Here is a 17,549-nt window from a genome sequence, read left to right on the forward strand (position 1 = left end):
TCTCGGGTGCTCTCCGCAGCGAAGCAAGGAGAGAACGGAGCGCCCGAGAGGGTGGGTTCCCCTGCAGGAGCGGAGGAAGGGTATAGCGTACCCACCCAAACCAGCCCCTCCAGAAAGCGGGGGAGGGCGCCTTCACAGGCTAAGCGAGTATCCTAGAAGCTTCGTATCCCCGAACCGAAACGAGAAAAAGCGTGGAAATCCTGCTGTACGCTGTGGGCATTATCCTCATGGCAATCGCTATTGCCGTCTCGATTGCCCTGCACGAGGTGGGGCATCTGGTGCCCGCGAAGCTGTTCAATGTGCGCGTTCCGCAGTACATGATTGGCTTCGGTAAGACCGTGTTCTCTTTCCGCCGCGGCGAGACTGAGTACGGTTTCAAGGCGATCCCGTTGGGTGGTTACATTTCGATGATTGGTATGTACCCGCCGAGCCCTGCTGAGGTGAAGGAGCACCATGAGGAGGGCCATTCGGGCAGTACCAGCCCGTTTGCGTCCATGGCTGAGGAGGCGCGTGCGGCGGATGCTGAGCGTCTGAAGCCCGGTGATGAGGACCGCCTGTTCTATAAGTTGCCGGTGCTCAAGCGCATGGTGATTATGCTGGGCGGCCCGACGATGAACCTGCTGATTGGTGTGGTGTGTACTGCTGTGCTGATTTGTGGTTTTGGTACGGCTCAGGTGACGAATAAGGTGTCGGCGGTGTCTGAGTGCGTGCCGAGCGTGAATGTCACTCATGATTCGATTAGCTATGGCGAGTGTACGGATAAGTCCACTCCGTCGCCTGCGAAGGCTGCTGGTGTGCAGGTGGGTGACCGCGTGGTTGCTGTGAATGGTGCGTCGACGGGTTCGTGGGAGGCTGTGTCTTCGGCGATTCGTGCGGCGGGTTCTCACCCGAGCACCCTGACGGTGGAGCGTAATGGTCAGCGTCTGGATTTGTCGGTGACTCCGGTTGAGATGATCCGCCCGGTTTCTGACGGTAAGGGCCAGTATGCGCGTGCCGCTGATGGTTCGATTGCGACGACTCGTGGCGGTTTTGTGGGTGTTTCGCCGTCGAGTGAGTTGGTGCCGGGTTCTATTACTGAGGTGCCTGCGATGGTGGGCGATACGCTCTCGCGCGTGGGTTCGTCGATGTTGTCGTTGCCGCAGCGTGTGTGGGAGTTGACGGTGACTTTGGTGACTGGTGGTGAGCGTAGTGTTGAGTCGCCGGTGTCTGTGGTTGGTGTGAGTCGTATTGCTGGTGAGGTGACGGCTACTGACCGTATTGATGTGAAGGCGAAGGCTGCGATGTTGGTCTCGCTGGTGGCGAATATGAATTTGATGCTTTTTGCGTTTAATCTGATTCCGCTTCTGCCTCTGGATGGTGGCCACGTGTTGGGTGCCCTCTGGGAGGGTGTGCGTCGTTTCTTTGCGCGTTTGACTGGGCGTAAGGATCCGGGTCCGTTTGATCCGGTGAAGTTGTTGCCGTTGACGTATGTGGTGGCTGGCGCGTTCATTGTGATGTCTGTCATTCTGATTGTGGCGGATATTGTTAAGCCCATCACCCTGTTTTAGTGTGTTGTTGCACGCGGTAAGGGTACCCGTATTAGTGCTTTCTTTCGCGTCAGTGGCACAATAAAAAGTTGAACGAAGGATGCGTCGTACGTCCTTCATAACCCATGTATGGAGGAAAACCTTGTCGGTCAGCCTTGGTATGCCGAAGCCCGCTCCCGCGGTTCTGTCCCCGCGTCGTAAGACTCGCCAGTTTAAGGTGGGTTCTGTCGGTGTTGGTTCTGAATCTCCGATTTCGGTGCAGTCGATGACGACCACTAAGACCCACGACATTGGTGCGACTCTGCAGCAGATTGCTGAGTTGACCGCTGCCGGTTGCGATATTGTGCGTGTGGCGTGCCCGACTGATAAGGATGCGGAGGCTCTGCCCATTATTGCGAAGCAGTCCCGTATTCCGGTGATTGCTGATATTCACTTCCAGCCGAAGTACGTGTATGCGGCTATTCAGGCTGGTTGCGGTGCTGTGCGTGTGAACCCGGGTAATATCCGTAAGTTCGACGACCAGGTGAAGGAAATCGCTCAGATGGCTTCGGACCACGGCGTTTCTCTGCGTATTGGTGTGAATGCTGGTTCGCTGGATAAGCGTCTGTTGGAGAAGTACGGTAAGGCTACTCCGGAGGCTCTGGTTGAGTCTGCTGTGTGGGAGGCTTCGCTCTTTGAGGAGCACGGTTTCCGTGATTTCAAGATTTCTGTGAAGCATAATGACCCTGTGGTGATGGTGGAGGCGTACCGTCAGCTGGCTGAGCGCGGTGACTGGCCCCTGCACCTGGGTGTGACTGAGGCTGGTCCGGCGTTCCAGGGCACTATTAAGAGCTCGGTGGCGTTCGGTACTCTGCTGTCTCAGGGTATTGGCGATACTATTCGCGTGTCGCTGTCTGCTCCTCCGGTTGAGGAGGTGAAGGTGGGCACCAAGATCCTGGAGTCGCTGAACCTTCGCCCCCGCAAGCTGGATATTGTTTCTTGCCCGTCGTGTGGTCGTGCGCAGGTGAACGTGTGGGAGCTTGCTGAGAACGTGACTAAGGGCCTGGAGCACATGAAGGTTCCGCTGCGTGTTGCCGTGATGGGTTGCGTGGTGAACGGTCCGGGTGAGGCTCGTGAGGCTGACCTGGGTGTGGCGTCCGGTAACGGTAAGGGCCAGATTTTCGTGAAGGGCGAGGTCATTAAGACTGTGCCTGAGGATCAGATCGTTGAGACTCTGATTGAAGAGGCGACCCGTATTGCTGCTGAGATGGAGGCCTCGGGTGAGTATGTTCCCGAGGGTTCCCCGGCTGTTTCGGTGAGCTAGTTAGCTTTTGTGCGCGGAGGCGCCCTGGTGAGGGCGCCTCCGCGCTTTTCCGGTTATGTCCGGTTATGGTGGTGGCAGGCTTTGTGCTTGTCGCCGCTGATTGTGGTCGCCTGATCCGGCTGCTTTTTCGGGGGTGCGTACCCCCGTGTTTTCACTTATTTTTTGTCGCTCATTCTCTATCACTCAACAGGTCATGTTCACTCTTTTTTCTCGCCGCCGTAAGGCTAATCGTGCCCGGCGTGCTGCTGTTTCGTCTGCTGCTGTTTCGTCGATGGATTCTTCCCCTATGCCTGATCGCGTGAAGGAACACGTTTTTGCTCTGGATGCTCGGTGGTGCGATGAGCTGGAGGAGGTCCTGTTCAGTGACCCGGTCCCGAATCTGTACTCCATTGAGCATTATTTGGCGTGCCCTCTTCCGGTGAGGTCCCCGCGTATTCCGCTGCACTACTATCAGGGTTTTGTGGGTTGTGAGCGTGACGGGCAGTTGTGCTGTGTGCTGCTGTTGGGTTCGAATGTGGTGCCGGTGCGGCTGTGCGGCGCCGCAGTTGAACACGCTGAACACGATGCGGATTCTTATGGCGCTGAAGCGCTGGATGCTCCCTCCCTGGACACTCCCACCCTGGATGCTACGGCGCTCGCGCATCGTGACGCGCTGGCTCAGCTGCTACTGCAGGTGGGTTCTCGCCTGGATTCCATGTTTGGTGAGAGCACCTTCGTGATGCCCCTGTGGACGCGCATGCAGGAGCTGTGCGAGCAGACTCGCGGCGCTAAGAGCCCGCTACTGCAGATGCTGCAGCCGAGCCTGGGTGACGGTTGCGATCACCGTGCACGGGTTCTGTCGGAGCGTCCCAATCAGCCGCTACTGTATCTGCCGCCGGAGAAGGACCTCGCCCGCTTCTACGCCGTGGAGCTTCCTGAGCTGCCGGCGCACCTGCCCGCGCCTCTCAAACCCGTGCCCATCAAACCCAGGCCCCTCACGCCGGGGCAGAGTCCCGCCGGCGCTTCTCAACTCAGTAGTGAGGCTGCCGGGTATGCGCGCCTCGCCACCTCCGCGGACCTGGGGGAGCTTCTGCCAGCCGCAGCCGCCATGTTCACCGAGGAGGTCGGCTTTGACCCGATTGCCCGCTACGGGGAGGGCTACGCGGCGCGCCTGCGCACGCTCATCGCCGGTCAGCGCTGCGCCATTGTCACCGATGTGAATGGGCGGGTTATCTTCAAGGCGGATGCGGGCATCGCGAACCTGGATGCCGCGCAGGTGCAGGGCGTGTGGCTGCACCCGGATTACCGCGGCTACGGTCTGGCTAAGCCGTTCTTTGCCGCCGCTGCGCAGGTTCTGCAACGCCGCTACCCGCACTTGAGCCTGTACGTGAACGACTACAACGCCCGCGCTCTTGCCATGTACCGGGGGACCGGTTGGGAGCAGATTGGGCAGTTCTCGACCATCATTTTTGAGCGCTAAACACGCCGAACCCTAAAACGCTATAAAATTAAAGACAACTGTGCCTTTTTCGCGGCTCACCCGGTGAGCCTCGGGCACCCTACCTAAACCTATCGACCTTTCAAGGAGAATCGTGGTACTTCGCCTTTCCAATCTCTTCGTGCGCACTCTGCGCGAGGACCCCGTAGACGCTGAGGTCGCCAGCCACAAGCTGCTGGTCCGCGCCGGTTATATCCGCCGCGCAGCCCCCGGCGTGTACACCTGGCTGCCCCTGGGCCTGAAGGTACTGCGCAAGGTCGAGAACATCATCCGCGAAGAGATGGACGCCATCGGCGCGCAGGAAGTTCACTTCCCCGCACTGCTGCCCCGCGAACCCTACGAGGCAACCAACCGCTGGGACGAGTACGGCGATAACCTCTTCCGCCTCAAGGACCGCAAGGGTGCAGACATGCTGCTGGCACCCACCCACGAGGAAATGTTCACCCTGCTGGTGAAGGACCTGTACTCTTCCTACAAGGACCTTCCGGTTTACCTGTACCAGATTCAGACCAAGTACCGCGATGAGGCACGCCCCCGCGCGGGCCTGCTGCGCGGCCGCGAGTTCGTCATGAAGGACTCCTACTCCTTCAACATTGACGATGAGGGCCTGAACGAGGCGTACATGGCTCACCGTGCCGCCTACCAGCGCATCTTCGAGCGCCTGGGACTGGAGATTGTCATTGTGACCGCGCAGTCCGGCGCGATGGGTGGCTCCCGCAGTGAAGAGTTCCTGCACCCGACCCCCATCGGTGAGGACACCTTCGTGCGTTCCGCGGGCGGCTACGCGGCAAACGTTGAGGCCGTCACCACCGTGGTTCCCGAGGAAATCGAAATCACCGAGGACACCCCGGCGGCAATCGTCGTGGACACCCCCGACTCCGCCACCATTGAGACCCTGGTGGAGCGCATAAACGAACTGCACTCCGAGGTTACCGGCGGCACCCTGGAAGCTTCGCAGACCCTCAAGTGCTTCCTGGGCACCGTCATCACCCCCTCCGGCGAGCGCAAGGTCTTCGCCGTGGGCGTTCCCGGCGACCGTGCCGTGGACCTGGGCCGCGTTGAGGTCAACATCGGCGCCCTGCTGGGCATCGGCGGCGAGGTTGAGGTTGAGGCAGCCAGCGAAGAGGACCTGAAGGCATACCCGCAGCTGGTCAAAGGCTACATTGGCCCCGGCCTGAGCCTGGACGCGCCCCTGTTCGGTGCGCACACCGAGGACGAGGATGCGGTAGCTTCCGCAACCGGCATTCCCTTCTTCGTTGACCCCCGCGTGGTGCGCGGTACCCGCTGGGTGACCGGCGCAAACGAAGAGGGCAAGCACGTGGCGAACCTGGTCTTCGGCCGCGACTTCACCGCCGACGGCGTCATTGAGGCGTGCGAGGTACGCGAAGGCGACCCGGCACCGGACGGCTCCGGCGAGCTGGTCGCAGCCCGCGGTATCGAGATGGGCCACATCTTCGCCCTGGGCCGCAAGTACGCTGAGGCACTGGGTCTGAAGGTTCTGGACCAGAACGGCAAGCTGCAGACCGTGACCATGGGCTCCTACGGTGTGGGCGTGACCCGCGCACTGGCCGCTATCGCCGAGGGCAACCACGACGAGAAGGGCCTGATCTGGCCGCGTAACCTGGCACCGGCAGACGTGCACATCGTCATCACCGGCAAGGATGCAGCATCCCACGAGTACGCTGAAGAGCTCAGCGCATCCCTGGAATCCGCTGGCCTGCAGGTCATGCTGGACGACCGCCCGAAGACCAGCCCCGGCGTGAAGTTCGGCGACGCCGAGCTGCTGGGCGTGCCCACCATCCTGGTGATTGGTCGCGGCTTCAAGGACGGCGTGCTGGAGCTGAAGGACCGCCGCAGCGGTGAAGCTCGCGAGGTGTCCGTCGAGAACGCGGTGGCTGAGGTTATCGCTGAGGTGCGCGGTGCCTAAAGCACGCCACTAGCCCGCAAAAACGTAAAACCGTCGCCACCTGCCCTACCTCCCAAGAGGTGGGGCAGGGTAGCGGCGGAAGAATGAAAGAAGAGAACTATGGCATACAAGCCGAAGCGTTCTGGCTCTAAGAAGAGCGCCCCGAATGCGCGCGCTCGCCGTGCCGCATCCCGCGTGGCGAATGGTGTGAACACTCCCCGCACTCGCGTTGAGAGTGAGCCCGTGGTGGAGGCACCGGTGCGCGTGGGTACCCGCGCGATCCGTGAGGAAGAGGTCGCCGAGGCGATTGCCCCGGTTATCTCCGAGTTCTCGCTGGTGCTGGAGGGTCTGAAGATTTCGGGCCCGGCGGCGAACCGCACCGTGAAGATTACGGTGGACTACACCGCTGAGCGTACCGATTCGCTGTCGCTGGATTCCCTCGCGGAGATTTCCGGTGCGATTTCGAGTGCCCTGGACCGTGCGGATGAAAACGACGAGTTCTTCCCCTACGAGCTGGAGGTGTCCTCGCCGGGTGCTACCCGCGCCTTGACCGAGCGCCGCCACTGGGAGCGTGCCCGTACCCGCCTGATTGCGGTCACCGCACCCGACGGCACCGAGTACCTGGCGCGTCTGCACGAGGTGCAGGATGAGGGTCCGGTGCTGGCTCGTAAGAAGAACACGAAGAAGGGCCAGAAGGAGTCCTACCACGAGCCGTCTTTGCTTCCGTGGGAAAATATTGCTTCTGCTCACGTCGAGATTGACTTCAATTCGCCCGCTGAGCCGGTAGAATAGAGTTATTAAAGCTTCAGGCACGGGGTGTTCCGTGTCAGGTATATACCGTTCGGGAGCCGGGGCGCGTTGAGCGTCCCGGCGCCGTGCTAACTGGGAAAGGCTGAAAAGCGTGGAGGATATTAAAACTATTGACCTGGGCGCACTGCGCGCATTGGCGAAGCAGCGCTCTCTCGTCATGGAGGAGCTCTTCACCCTGGTTGAGAACGCCCTGCTGCTCGCGTACATGAAGCAGCCCGGCGCTATTAAGGGCTCTCGTGCCGTCATCGACCACACCACCGGCGAGTTCGTCATTCTGGCTCCTGAGCTTGATGAGGATAACCAGAAGATTGACGAGTTCGACGATACCCCGAACAACTTTGGCCGTATCGCTGCCGCAACCGTCCGTCAGGTGCTCTCGCAGCGTCTGCGTGACGCTGAGGACGCATCCGTTCTGGGTGAGTTCAAGGACCGTGAGGGCACCCTGGTGTCCGGCGTGATTCAGCAGGGCAACAACCCGCGTATGGTTCAGGTTGACCTGGGCACCATTGAAGCTGTTCTGCCCAGCAACGAGCAGGTTCCGGGCGAGAAGTACCCGCACGGTTCCCGCCTGCGCGCCTACCTGGTTGAGGCTCGCCGCGGCCCGAAGGGTCCCTCGATTGTGGTTTCTCGTTCGCACCCGAACCTGGTTCTGCGCCTGTTCGAGCACGAGGTTCCCGAAATCTCTGAGGGCCTGGTTTCCATTAACTCCATCGCACGTGAAGCTGGTCACCGCTCCAAGATTGCTGTGTCCGCGAAGAACCCGACCATTAACGCTAAGGGTGCGTGCATCGGCGATATGGGTGCCCGCGTGCGTGCGGTTGCTGCCGAGCTGAACGACGAGAAGATTGACATTGTCGACTACTCGACCGATCCGGCAACCTTCATCGCTGCGGCGCTGTCCCCGGCGAAGGTCACCGAGGTCATTATCGCAAACCCGCGTGAGTACTCCGCTCGTGCCGTGGTTCCGGATGACCAGCTGTCCCTGGCTATCGGCCGTGAGGGTCAGAATGCACGTCTGGCTGCGAAGCTGACCGGCTGGCGTATCGATATTCTCTCCGAGTCCAAGTACGCTCAGGTTCGTGCCGAGGAAGAGGTTGCAGCTCGCGTGGCTCGTAGTCTGGCTGAAGAAGCTTCCGCTGAGAAGGCAATTGAAGAAGCAACAGAAGAGTCCGCACAGGACGCTGAATAAGCATTAGCCCCGGTGAGGGGCGTATCCCGCGGCATATCCTTTTGATGCAGGCGCAAGAGATCGGGCAGTAACGTGCCCGGTGTTCTTGCGCCTGCGTCACAGTTTTGCCCATGATTCTTAAAAACGGGATACACTATTAAGATGTGCCGGTGTGTAACCGGGCGCTTTAACGCGCCCTCGCATACACCGGATGGAGCATCACGAATGTACGGCGAACGCGGTTCTACACGCGCTAGAGAGGGGAGAGGACCATGAGCAATCACGACCTCACCGCAACCTCCGAAGCGTTTGAAGGACCGGTCCGCACCTGCATCGGATGCCGTGCCCGCGATGAACAGCGCAACCTGCTGCGCATCGCCCGCACACCCGTCACGTCTGCTACCGAGCAGGCGGACACCCCGCCCTATCAGCCCGATACGGCGGGAACTATGCCCGGACGAGGCGCTTGGATCCATCCGAGCGAAAAGTGCGTAGCCGCTCTGCAGAAAAAGAACGGTCTGGCGCGCGCCTTCAAAAAAGCGGTCCCTGCAGCCCAGCTGCAGGCGTGCTGTGAGCAGATTCGAGCCGTTATTGCGGACTCGACCCCCTCATAGACGCTTTTCGGGTATATGCCCTCTGTAAGTCAACGAGTTTGACGACTTCTTATCTGAAAGCGAGTCAGAAAACTGATGGATATCTAATGAGTGCCGCGAAATGAGTACCCTTTCGTGCTCACCCACCGGCAATTTCACGAATTGGCGCGCCTTCGGGCGTGCACCCCGTAAACATTAGTGTCCGCACCATTCCCGGTGCGGACCGGGAATGGAGAAAATTTGGCTCAGCCTCGAGTACACGAGTTTGCTAAAGAAGTAGGCGTACCTTCCAAGGAAGTTATTGCCAAGCTTAAGGATATGGGCGAGTTCGTTAAGAGCTCCTCTTCCACCCTGAACCCCATGGTTCTGAAGAAGCTGCGCGCGGAATTCCCCGCCGCAGCCGCTAAGCCTGCCGCAAAGGCAGCACCCGCGGAGTCGGCAGCTAAGCCTGCCGCTAAGCCGGCACCCAAGCCCGCAGCAGCAAAGCCCGCCGCTAAGCCTGCGGCAGCCCCCAAGCCCGCAGCGGCAAAGCCTGCCGCTAAGCCGGCACCTAAGCCTGCAGCTAAGCCTGTCGCAGCTGAGAGCGCAGCTCCCAAGCCTGCAGCAGCTAAGCCCGCCGCAAAGCCGGCAGCAGCACCCAAGCCCGGCGGCCCCCGCCCGGGTAACAACCCCTTCGCATCCCAGCAGGGCATGGCACGCCCCGAGGCTGCACCGAAGCCGGCAGCACCCAAGCCTGCCGCTCCGAAGCCCGGCCCCAAGCCCGGTCCTCGCCCCGGTAACAACCCCTTCGCATCCCAGCAGGGTATGAAGCGTGGCGGCGGCGACTCCCAGCGTTCCGGCGGTCCCCGTCCGGCACGTAACGGTCGTCCCGGTGGCAACGGTGGCGCACGCCCCGGCGGTAACGGCGGTCCCCGCCCCGCAGGTGGCGCACGTCCCGGTGGTAACGGTGGCCCCCGTCCGGCAGCTGGCGCACGTCCCGGTGCACCCCGTCCGGCTGGTGGCGGCGGCGCACGCCCGAACCCCTCGATGATGCCCAAGGTTTCCAACGTTGGTGGCGGCGCGTCCGGTTCCAACAACGGCGGCGGTAACGGCGGCGGCGCACGTCGCGGCGGCGGTTCCGGCGGCTTCAACCGCGGTCCGGGTCGTCCCGGCCCCGGCGGTCGCGGTAATGCACAGGGTGCATTCGGTCGCGGTGGCTCCAAGCGTAAGGGCCGCAAGTCCAAGGCAGCTCGCCGCCATGAGCAGGAGCAGCTGAACGCACCGGCACCCGGTGGCGTGGTTGTTCCTCGCGGCGACGGCTCGACCGAGATTCGTCTGCGCCGTGGCGCGTCCATCATGGACTTCGCTGAGAAGATTGGCGCAAACCCGGCATCGCTGATTACGGTTCTCTTCCACCTGGGTGAGATGGCTACCCAGACTCAGTCCCTGGACGAGGAGACCTTCGAGCTGCTGGGTGCCGAACTGGGCTACGTCATCAAGATCGTTTCCCCGGAGGATGAGGAGCGCGAGCTGCTCGAGTCCTTCGACATCAACCTCGAAGCCGAAGCAGAAGCTGAGGGCGAGGACGTTCTGGAGGTTCGTCCCCCGGTTGTTACCGTCATGGGTCACGTTGACCACGGTAAGACCCGCCTGCTGGACGCTATCCGTAACACCAACGTCATTGAGGGTGAAGCCGGCGGCATTACCCAGCACATTGGTGCATACCAGGTCCACACCACCGTTGAGGGTGAAGACCGCGCGATTACCTTCATCGATACCCCCGGTCACGAGGCGTTCACCGCTATGCGTGCCCGTGGTGCGAAGGTCACCGACGTGGCAATCCTCGTGGTCGCAGCTGATGACGGCGTTATGCCCCAGACCGTTGAAGCACTGAACCACGCACAGGCAGCTAACGTGCCGATCGTGGTTGCTGTGAACAAGATCGATAAGGAAGGCGCGTCCCCGGACAAGATCCGTGGTCAGCTCACCGAGTACGGTCTGATCCCCGAAGAGTACGGTGGCGACACCATGTTCGTGGACGTCTCCGCTCGCAACGGCACCAACATCGACGAGCTGCTTGAGGCTGTCACCCTGACCGCTGACGTGCTCGAACTGACCGCTAACCCGAACAAGGAAGCGCGCGGCGTTGCTATTGAAGCAAACCTGGACAAGGGCCGCGGTGCGGTTTCCACCGTCCTGGTTCAGTCCGGTACCCTGCGCGTCGGTGACGCTATCGTTGCCGGTGTTGCTCACGGTCGCGTTCGTGCAATGTTCGATGAGAACGGTCAGGCTGTGAAGGAAGCTGGCCCGTCCCGCCCCGTTCAGGTGCTGGGTCTGTCCACCGTTCCTCGTGCAGGCGACACCTTCCTCTCCACCGAGGAAGAGCGTACCGCTCGTCAGATCGCTGAGAAGCGTGAGGCTGCTGATCGTAACGCTCAGCTGGCTAAGCGTCGTAAGCGCGTGACCCTCGAGTCCTTCGATGCCGCTGTGGCTGAGGGCAAGATGGACACCCTGAACCTGATCATTAAGGGTGACGTCTCCGGTGCTGTCGAAGCGCTGGAAGAGTCCCTGATGAAGATCGACGTCGGTGGCGACGAGGTTCAGCTGCGCGTCATCCACCGCGGTGTGGGTGCTATTACCCAGAACGACGTGAACCTGGCTACCGTGGACAACGCGGTCATCATCGGCTTCAACGTCCGCCCGGCAGAGCGCGTTGCAGAACTTGCCGACCGCGAAGGTGTCGAGATGAAGTTCTACTCGGTCATCTACCGTGCGATTGAGGAAATTGAGCAGGCCGTCAAGGGTATGCTCAAGCCCGAGTACGAGGAAGTGGAGCTCGGCTCCGCAGAGATCCGCGAGGTCTTCCGCTCCTCCAAGTGGGGCAACATCGCAGGTTCGATCGTCAAGAACGGCATCATCAAGCGCAACGCCAAGGCACGCCTGGTGCGCGACGGTTCCGTGGTGGCAGACAACCTCACCATCGAGTCGCTGCGTCGTTTCAAGGACGACGCTACCGAGGTTCGCGAAGGTTTCGAGTGTGGTATTGGCCTCGGCTCCTTCAACGACATCAAGGAAGGCGACATTATCGAGACTTGGGAGATGCGCGAAAAGCCGCGTGTCTAAGACTCACACGCTGATGCGCCCGTCACCCGCTAGTGTTCCCGCACCCGCAGGCTTCTAAAACTGGAGCCTGCGGGGCGGGTGCTGGCGGGGCGGGCGCTTCCGCATTACCTGGAACGCTTCCAAAGCACCTCGAGTGCCCACGGAAGCGCCACAACATTTCAAGGAGAAACACATGGCTGATGCAGCCCGCGCGGCACGACTTGCCGACCGCATCAAGGTAATTGTGGCGAAGGCGCTGGAGCGTCGTGTTAAGGACCCCCGCCTCGGTTTTGTGACCATTACCGATGCCCGCGTGACCAACGACCTGCAGCACGCAACCCTGTACTACACCGTGTTCGGCTCCGAAGAGGACGCCGCAAACACCAAGAAGGCGCTGGAATCCGCTAAGGGTATTCTGCGCGCCGAGGTGGGTAAGAACATCACAGCCCGCCTGACCCCCACCCTGACTTTCGTCGCTGATGAGGTTCCCGAGAACGCCTTCCACATTGAGGCGCTTCTGCGTGAGACTCGCGAGCGCGACGCCGCCCTGGCTGCTGCAGCTGAGGGTGCCGAGTACGCTGGTGAGGCTGACCCCTACAAGAAGGATGAGCCTGCCGAGGGTGAGGACGCCTAAGTGGCGAAGAAGCAACCTCAGGGCCCGTCCGGCCTGATGGTCATTGATAAGCCCGCCGGGATGAGTAGCCACGACGCAGTCTCTCAGATGCGTCGTATTGCTGGCACCCGGCGGGTCGGTCACGCCGGTACACTGGATCCCGCCGCGACCGGCGTGCTGATTTTGGGCATCAATAAGGCAACGAAGCTGCTGACCTACCTGGTCGGTCAGGATAAAACCTATGACGCGACGATTCGCCTGGGCATTGAGACGCTGACTGAGGATGCCGAGGGTGAGCACACCGCCGCGCATCCTGATGCCGTCGAGGCGCTGACCGGTCTGGACGCTGAGCAGATGCGTGCGCGCATCCTGGAGGCTGTGGCGCAGCTGAGCGGCGATATTCTGCAGGTTCCTTCTGCGGTGTCCGCTATTAAGATCAACGGTGTTCGTTCGTATGCGCGTGTGCGTAGCGGTGAGCAGGTTGAGTTGGCGGCGCGTCCGGTGACGATTAGCGAGTTCACGGTACATTCCATCAACCCTGGTTTTGCCGAGTACGTGATTGAGGACCCCGAGAATGAGGGCGAACACGCGGCAACCTCGGTTCCCGTGATTGACTGCAAGGTGACGGTTTCGTGCTCTTCGGGCACCTATATTCGTGCCCTGGCGCGTGATTTGGGCAAGATTCTGGGCACCGGTGGCCACCTGACGGCTCTTCGCCGTACCCGTGTGGGCGCGGTGGTGCTTGAGGATGCCGCCGATTTGGCGCAGTTGAAGCAGCGCCGTGAAGAGTCGGAGGCACCGCTGGAAGATTTGCCGCTGCTTCCCCTGGAGGAGGCGGCACGCCGCATCTTTGGTGCGCGTGAGCTCTCTGCCGCGGAGGCGAGCGACATTTCTTACGGTCGTCGTATTAGCCCCAGCGGTGACGGTTCCGTGGTGAAGCGTTCCGTGCACGCGAGCGCGGATGAGTCCGGCGCGGTGCAGCATGCCAGCGTTGAGGGTATTGTGGCGGGCTTCGCCCCGGACGGTACCCTGGTTGCCCTTCTGGAGAATAAGAAGCAGCGCGGGAAGGTGCAGGCCGCTCCGGTGCTGGTTTTTGAGGCGAATCGTTCCTTCAACTAGGCGTTGAGGGCTTATGATGGGCGAAGAGGGTTCGGCGTTTGCGCCTGCCCACACCTGATTCCTTCAAGCCTGATTCCTCAAGCCTGATTGATCCAGTGCCTATTGAATATGCGCCCTACCGAATGTGCGCCCCCTATTCATTCAACACGCTAACGTAAACAACCCCTGAACACACATGACTACTCGTGCGGGTGCCGCCCGGCCCTGCTGAAGGAGAGAAGATGAGCGAGAACCAGAGCTCTGCTAAGAAGGCGAGTGAGCCTCGTACCGCGCCGGTACCCCGAGTGGAGTCTGCACAGGCTGAAGCTACCGTAACCGGGGCTGCTACTCAGAGCGGTGCCGCGAAGGCTGCCGGTGCTAAGAACGCTGAGCCTATTTCTGCGGCGAAGGCACCCGAGGGTGTTCGCGTAGCCGCACCGGCGTCCGGCGATAAGGCGTCGCAGAAGGCCGATAAGAAGGCTGAGAAGAAGGCAACCCGCGAGGCGTTTGCCCGCCCCAAGAGCCTTGAGGAGGCGGCTAAGCCTCAGAACCGTGCGGCGTTCCGCGCGGCGGTGGCGCTGTACGGTCTGTTCATGATTGCGTACGGTGTGTGGCAGGTTCTGGGCGGTGTCCGCGTCATTCCGGATGCGCCTCAGGACTTTGCGAACGCCTCGGTGCAGTCGAACTACGTGTTCTTCGCGGCAGCCTATGTGGGTGTGGGCCTGTCCTTCGTGTTCATTGCCCTGAAGTTCAAGTGGGTGAACATGCTCGTGTTCTCCTGCCTGGTGGTTTTCTTGGGCGGCGTGGGTCGTATCCTGTCGTGGGCGTTCTTCGGCACCCCGCACTGGTCGCTGATCGTGCTGATGGTGACTGAGCTTGTGATTCCTCCGTGCCTGCTGGTGTGGTACGGCTGGATTAACAAGTCCAATAAGATTCGCGAGGAGATGCTGAAGGCTTCTCGTAACCAGGCTCGTAAGTAGTCGTAACGCCCGGGAAGGTTCCTGCCGCACGGTGGGGTGCCTGCCCGGGCTTTCTTATGGGTGGGTGCTGCGCATGGATTTTCCAGGTGCTGAGGCTGCACAGTTGCGTGTTAGATACCCCGCCGCATCCGCAAAAGTGGGGGAGAAGGCACCGCCTGCGAGGGGCGCCGTTCCATTCCCTGTTGATTCCCGTTTTGAATTCTGCATCCTGCCGCCTGTGGTCTAGGATGGATAGGTACATTTATCTTTTTCAGGAGAGCCCGTGACCCTCTACACCGCTTTGAGCGAGGTCCCCGCCGGCTACGGCCCCTCGGTCGTGACCATCGGCAATTTTGACGGCGTGCACCGTGGACATGCCCGCGTGATTTCGCGCGTGGTCTCCCTTGCTGAAGAGCACGGTTTGAGCTCTATCGCGGTCTCTTTTGACCCGCACCCGATGCAGGTGCACCGTCCCGAGGTGACCCACCACGACATCATGGGTCAGGGCTCGCGCCGCTACTTCATGTGCCTGCTGGGCCTGAACGACTACCTGCTGCTGAACTACAACCTGGAGTTCGCTGCGCAGACCCCCGAAGAGTTCGTGAAGACCACCTTCGTGGATGCGCTGAACGCGCGTTTCGTGGTCATTGGTGACGACGTGCGCTTTGGCAAGAACAACTCCGGCGACCTGAACACCATGCGTGAGCTGGGGGAGAAGTACGGCTTCGAGGTCGTGGTCGTTGAGGACCTGATGGTGGATGAGAACACCCGCTGCTCCTCGACCCGCATCCGCCAGCTGCTGTTGGAGGGCGATATGCCCGCCGCAACCGAGCTGCTGGGCCGCCACCACATGATGGCTGGTGAGGTTGTGCACGGTCTGGCGCGTGGCCGCGAGCTGGGCTTCCCGACCGCGAACCTTGAGCTTGAGGCGCGCGGCCTGATTCCCGCCGACGGTGTGTACGCCGGCTGGCTGGTGGACGAATCCGGTAACCGTCACCCCTCCGCTATTTCGGTGGGTACGAACCCGACCTTTGACGGTATTGAGCACCGCCAGGTTGAGGCGCACGTGATTGACCGTCCGAAAGAGCGCGTGGAGGATTTCAACCTGTACGGTCAGCGTGTGCTGATTGAGTTCGTGAAGCGTCTGCGTCCCATGGTGGCGTACACCGGTGTTGAGGCGCTGATTGAGCAGATTAACGATGACGTGGCGCAGACCCGCGAGGTGCTGGCTGAGGACGCGAAGAACTACTGCCCGCCGGAGTGCCCGGTGCAGGCGGAAGTGAAGCATCCCCAGCTCTAACCCCACCACGGGTAACCCAGCCACAGGGCGCCGCAGCCTGCATTTTCTGCGGTGATGACGTGTGATGCCCCGGCGGTAGATTTTCGGATCTGCCGCCGGGGCTTTTGCGTACCCGACCGGATGCGCAAAAGCGGGAATCTTCTTCGCGCCTGGCCGCCTGCGCCTTCCGGTGAAACCTCCTGCGCCACACGCCTTGACGTTCTGCGCCTCCCGTGAGGCACCCCTGTTTTAGTCGTCCCCGTTTTAAGAGAAGATAGAGTCATGGAAAAAATGAACGTCGAATCCTTCAACCTCGACCACCGCGCCGTGGCGGCACCCTACGTGCGTATCGCGGACCGCAAGGTTCTGCCCGGTGGCGACACCCTCATCAAGTACGATATCCGCTTCACTCAGCCGAACACCGCGCACCTGGAAATGCCGACTGTGCACTCCATCGAGCACCTGAGCGCCGAGCACATGCGCAACCACACCGACCGTCTGATTGACTTCTCCCCGATGGGCTGCCAGACCGGTTTCTACGCGCTGACCCTGGGCCTGGAGCCCGAGGAGTTCTTCCCCATCCTGGAAGCAACCCTCAACGATATCCTCAACGCGACCGAGGTTCCGGCAGCGAACGAGGTGCAGTGCGGTTGGGGTGCCAACCACACCCTCGAAGGCGCGCAGGCTGCGGCTCGCGAGTTCCTCGCGGCACGCGATGAGTGGGCTCAGGTGATGGCGTAATGAGCGCACAGATCCCTGACGCTTTCGCATCCGCCTTCAACCCGGTGGACTTTGACCCGAACGCTTTCGACCCGGCTGAGGCGTTCAACAGCATGTTTGAGCTGATGGACGGCATGTCCAACGCCATCATTATTCAGGTGGCAATGGATGAGGAACTCGCACCTTTCCTGAAGGTGACCGAGGAGCTGCAGCCGTCCTTCACCGAGGGGGCGGCGGTATTCCATCCGCGTTACCTGCAGGTGGGTGAGGACCAGGTTCCGCTGCTGCTGGTTCGCTCCAAGATCGGTCTGGTGAACGCGGCGAGCGCCGTCACCGAGGCGATCAGCTACTCCTCGAACTGCCTGGGCGTCATTAGCGCAGGTACCGCCGGCGGTTTGGCTCGCGGCATTAACGTGGGCGACGTGCTGATTGGCGAGAACTACACCTACACTGACGCCGACGCGACCGCCTTCGGTTACGCGCGCGGCCAGGTTCCGGGCATGCCCGAAAGCTACGACGGCCAGGCGGACGAGTGGCAGGATGCTCTGGAGCATGCGCTCGCCGCACTTGAGCCGGTGCGTGAGCAGGCTGAGAGCGTGTGGGAGGTGCGCCGCGGCCAGATGCTGGCGGGTAACTCCTTCGTAACCGCCCACAACGTGAAGGACACCCGCGAGGCGTTCGAGGGCGCCATCAGCACCGATATGGAGACCACCGCTATTGCGCAGGTCTGCCACAACTACGAGATTCCGTTTATCGGAGTGCGTTGCGTGTCTGATCTGTGCGGCCCGGAGGCTGACCAGGACTTCCACCTCTCCGTGGACGTGGTGGCTCCTCGTTCGGCTCGTTACGCGCTGCAGCTGGCCGCTGAGCTGTGGACCGAGGCGCAGCTGGAGGCGCTGGAGCTGGCTCTCTAAAGTTCTAGAGCATGCGGCACGATGTGAGCTCGCATGCGGCAAGTGCCGGGGCGTGAACCTGAATGGTTTGCGCCCCGCTCTTTGCGCCCCGGTCCTTTTATG

Annotated in this window: 14 protein-coding genes; all 14 read left to right on the top strand. The window is 61.3% G+C overall.

Annotation, left to right across the window (positions count from 1 at the left end):
* Positions 1-191 precede the first annotated feature (191 nt).
* The 14 genes from HMPREF2845_RS03585 (at position 192) to mtnN (ending at position 17,447) form a co-directional block, all read left to right on the top strand.
* The gene (locus tag HMPREF2845_RS03585) at positions 192-1,547 is read left to right on the top strand and encodes a M50 family metallopeptidase (protein ID WP_070633914.1); all 1,356 of its coding nucleotides are present in this window, start codon (positions 192-194) and stop codon (positions 1,545-1,547) included.
* 139 nt (positions 1,548-1,686) lie between these two features.
* The gene (gene ispG, locus HMPREF2845_RS03590; RefSeq protein WP_044142245.1) at positions 1,687-2,829 is read left to right on the top strand and encodes a flavodoxin-dependent (E)-4-hydroxy-3-methylbut-2-enyl-diphosphate synthase; all 1,143 of its coding nucleotides are present in this window, start codon (positions 1,687-1,689) and stop codon (positions 2,827-2,829) included.
* Positions 2,830-3,022: 193 nt separating this feature from the next.
* Complete coding sequence (locus HMPREF2845_RS03595; protein ID WP_246824594.1) at positions 3,023-4,288, top strand: GNAT family N-acetyltransferase; 1,266 nt, start codon at positions 3,023-3,025, stop codon at positions 4,286-4,288.
* Positions 4,289-4,400: 112 nt separating this feature from the next.
* Positions 4,401-6,233, top strand: coding sequence for a proline--tRNA ligase (locus HMPREF2845_RS03600; protein ID WP_070633916.1), 1,833 nt, complete (start codon positions 4,401-4,403; stop codon positions 6,231-6,233).
* A gap of 99 nt (positions 6,234-6,332) precedes the next feature.
* Positions 6,333-7,004: a ribosome maturation factor RimP gene (gene rimP / locus HMPREF2845_RS03605; RefSeq protein ID WP_049341694.1), complete on the top strand. Its 672-nt coding sequence runs from the start codon at positions 6,333-6,335 to the stop codon at positions 7,002-7,004.
* A gap of 109 nt (positions 7,005-7,113) precedes the next feature.
* Positions 7,114-8,211 (top strand): transcription termination factor NusA, encoded by a 1,098-nt coding sequence (gene nusA, locus HMPREF2845_RS03610; RefSeq protein ID WP_070633917.1) that lies wholly within the window; start codon positions 7,114-7,116, stop codon positions 8,209-8,211.
* Between the two features lie 251 nt (positions 8,212-8,462).
* Positions 8,463-8,804, top strand: a complete 342-nt coding sequence (locus HMPREF2845_RS03615) for a YlxR family protein (RefSeq protein WP_049341695.1) — start codon at positions 8,463-8,465, stop codon at positions 8,802-8,804.
* Between the two features lie 219 nt (positions 8,805-9,023).
* The gene (infB, locus tag HMPREF2845_RS03620) at positions 9,024-11,885 is read left to right on the top strand and encodes a translation initiation factor IF-2 (RefSeq protein WP_070633918.1); all 2,862 of its coding nucleotides are present in this window, start codon (positions 9,024-9,026) and stop codon (positions 11,883-11,885) included.
* Positions 11,886-12,057: 172 nt separating this feature from the next.
* On the top strand, positions 12,058-12,498 hold the full coding sequence (rbfA, locus tag HMPREF2845_RS03625; RefSeq protein ID WP_005507090.1) for a 30S ribosome-binding factor RbfA: 441 nt from the start codon (positions 12,058-12,060) through the stop codon (positions 12,496-12,498).
* A complete protein-coding gene (truB, locus tag HMPREF2845_RS03630) occupies positions 12,499-13,596 on the top strand; it encodes a tRNA pseudouridine(55) synthase TruB (protein ID WP_049338489.1) in 1,098 nt (365 codons plus the stop codon).
* 221 nt (positions 13,597-13,817) lie between these two features.
* Complete coding sequence (locus HMPREF2845_RS03635; protein WP_049338490.1) at positions 13,818-14,555, top strand: DUF4345 domain-containing protein; 738 nt, start codon at positions 13,818-13,820, stop codon at positions 14,553-14,555.
* A gap of 262 nt (positions 14,556-14,817) precedes the next feature.
* Positions 14,818-15,834 (top strand): bifunctional riboflavin kinase/FAD synthetase, encoded by a 1,017-nt coding sequence (locus tag HMPREF2845_RS03640; RefSeq protein ID WP_070633919.1) that lies wholly within the window; start codon positions 14,818-14,820, stop codon positions 15,832-15,834.
* Positions 15,835-16,095: 261 nt separating this feature from the next.
* The gene (locus tag HMPREF2845_RS03645; protein WP_005507094.1) at positions 16,096-16,554 is read left to right on the top strand and encodes an S-ribosylhomocysteine lyase; all 459 of its coding nucleotides are present in this window, start codon (positions 16,096-16,098) and stop codon (positions 16,552-16,554) included.
* On the top strand, positions 16,554-17,447 hold the full coding sequence (gene mtnN, locus HMPREF2845_RS03650; protein ID WP_049341700.1) for a 5'-methylthioadenosine/S-adenosylhomocysteine nucleosidase: 894 nt from the start codon (positions 16,554-16,556) through the stop codon (positions 17,445-17,447). The genes HMPREF2845_RS03645 and mtnN overlap by 1 nt, the downstream gene beginning before the upstream one ends.
* Positions 17,448-17,549 lie beyond the last annotated feature (102 nt).

The organism is Rothia sp. HMSC065B04, from assembly GCF_001812285.1.
Lineage (GTDB): Bacteria > Actinomycetota > Actinomycetes > Actinomycetales > Micrococcaceae > Rothia > Rothia mucilaginosa.

What these genes read in the sequence shown, in the direction of transcription:
- rimP (WP_049341694.1), top strand. Translation starts at nt 6,333, where the DNA reads ATGGCATACAAGCCGAAGCGTTCTGGCTCTAAGAAGAGCGCCCCGAAT.
- HMPREF2845_RS03645 (WP_005507094.1), top strand. Translation starts at nt 16,096, where the DNA reads ATGGAAAAAATGAACGTCGAATCCTTCAACCTCGACCACCGCGCCGTG.
- mtnN (WP_049341700.1), top strand. Translation starts at nt 16,554, where the DNA reads ATGAGCGCACAGATCCCTGACGCTTTCGCATCCGCCTTCAACCCGGTG.
- HMPREF2845_RS03615 (WP_049341695.1), top strand. Translation starts at nt 8,463, where the DNA reads ATGAGCAATCACGACCTCACCGCAACCTCCGAAGCGTTTGAAGGACCG.
- HMPREF2845_RS03635 (WP_049338490.1), top strand. Translation starts at nt 13,818, where the DNA reads ATGAGCGAGAACCAGAGCTCTGCTAAGAAGGCGAGTGAGCCTCGTACC.
- HMPREF2845_RS03595 (WP_246824594.1), top strand. Translation starts at nt 3,023, where the DNA reads ATGTTCACTCTTTTTTCTCGCCGCCGTAAGGCTAATCGTGCCCGGCGT.
- rbfA (WP_005507090.1), top strand. Translation starts at nt 12,058, where the DNA reads ATGGCTGATGCAGCCCGCGCGGCACGACTTGCCGACCGCATCAAGGTA.
- ispG (WP_044142245.1), top strand. Translation starts at nt 1,687, where the DNA reads ATGCCGAAGCCCGCTCCCGCGGTTCTGTCCCCGCGTCGTAAGACTCGC.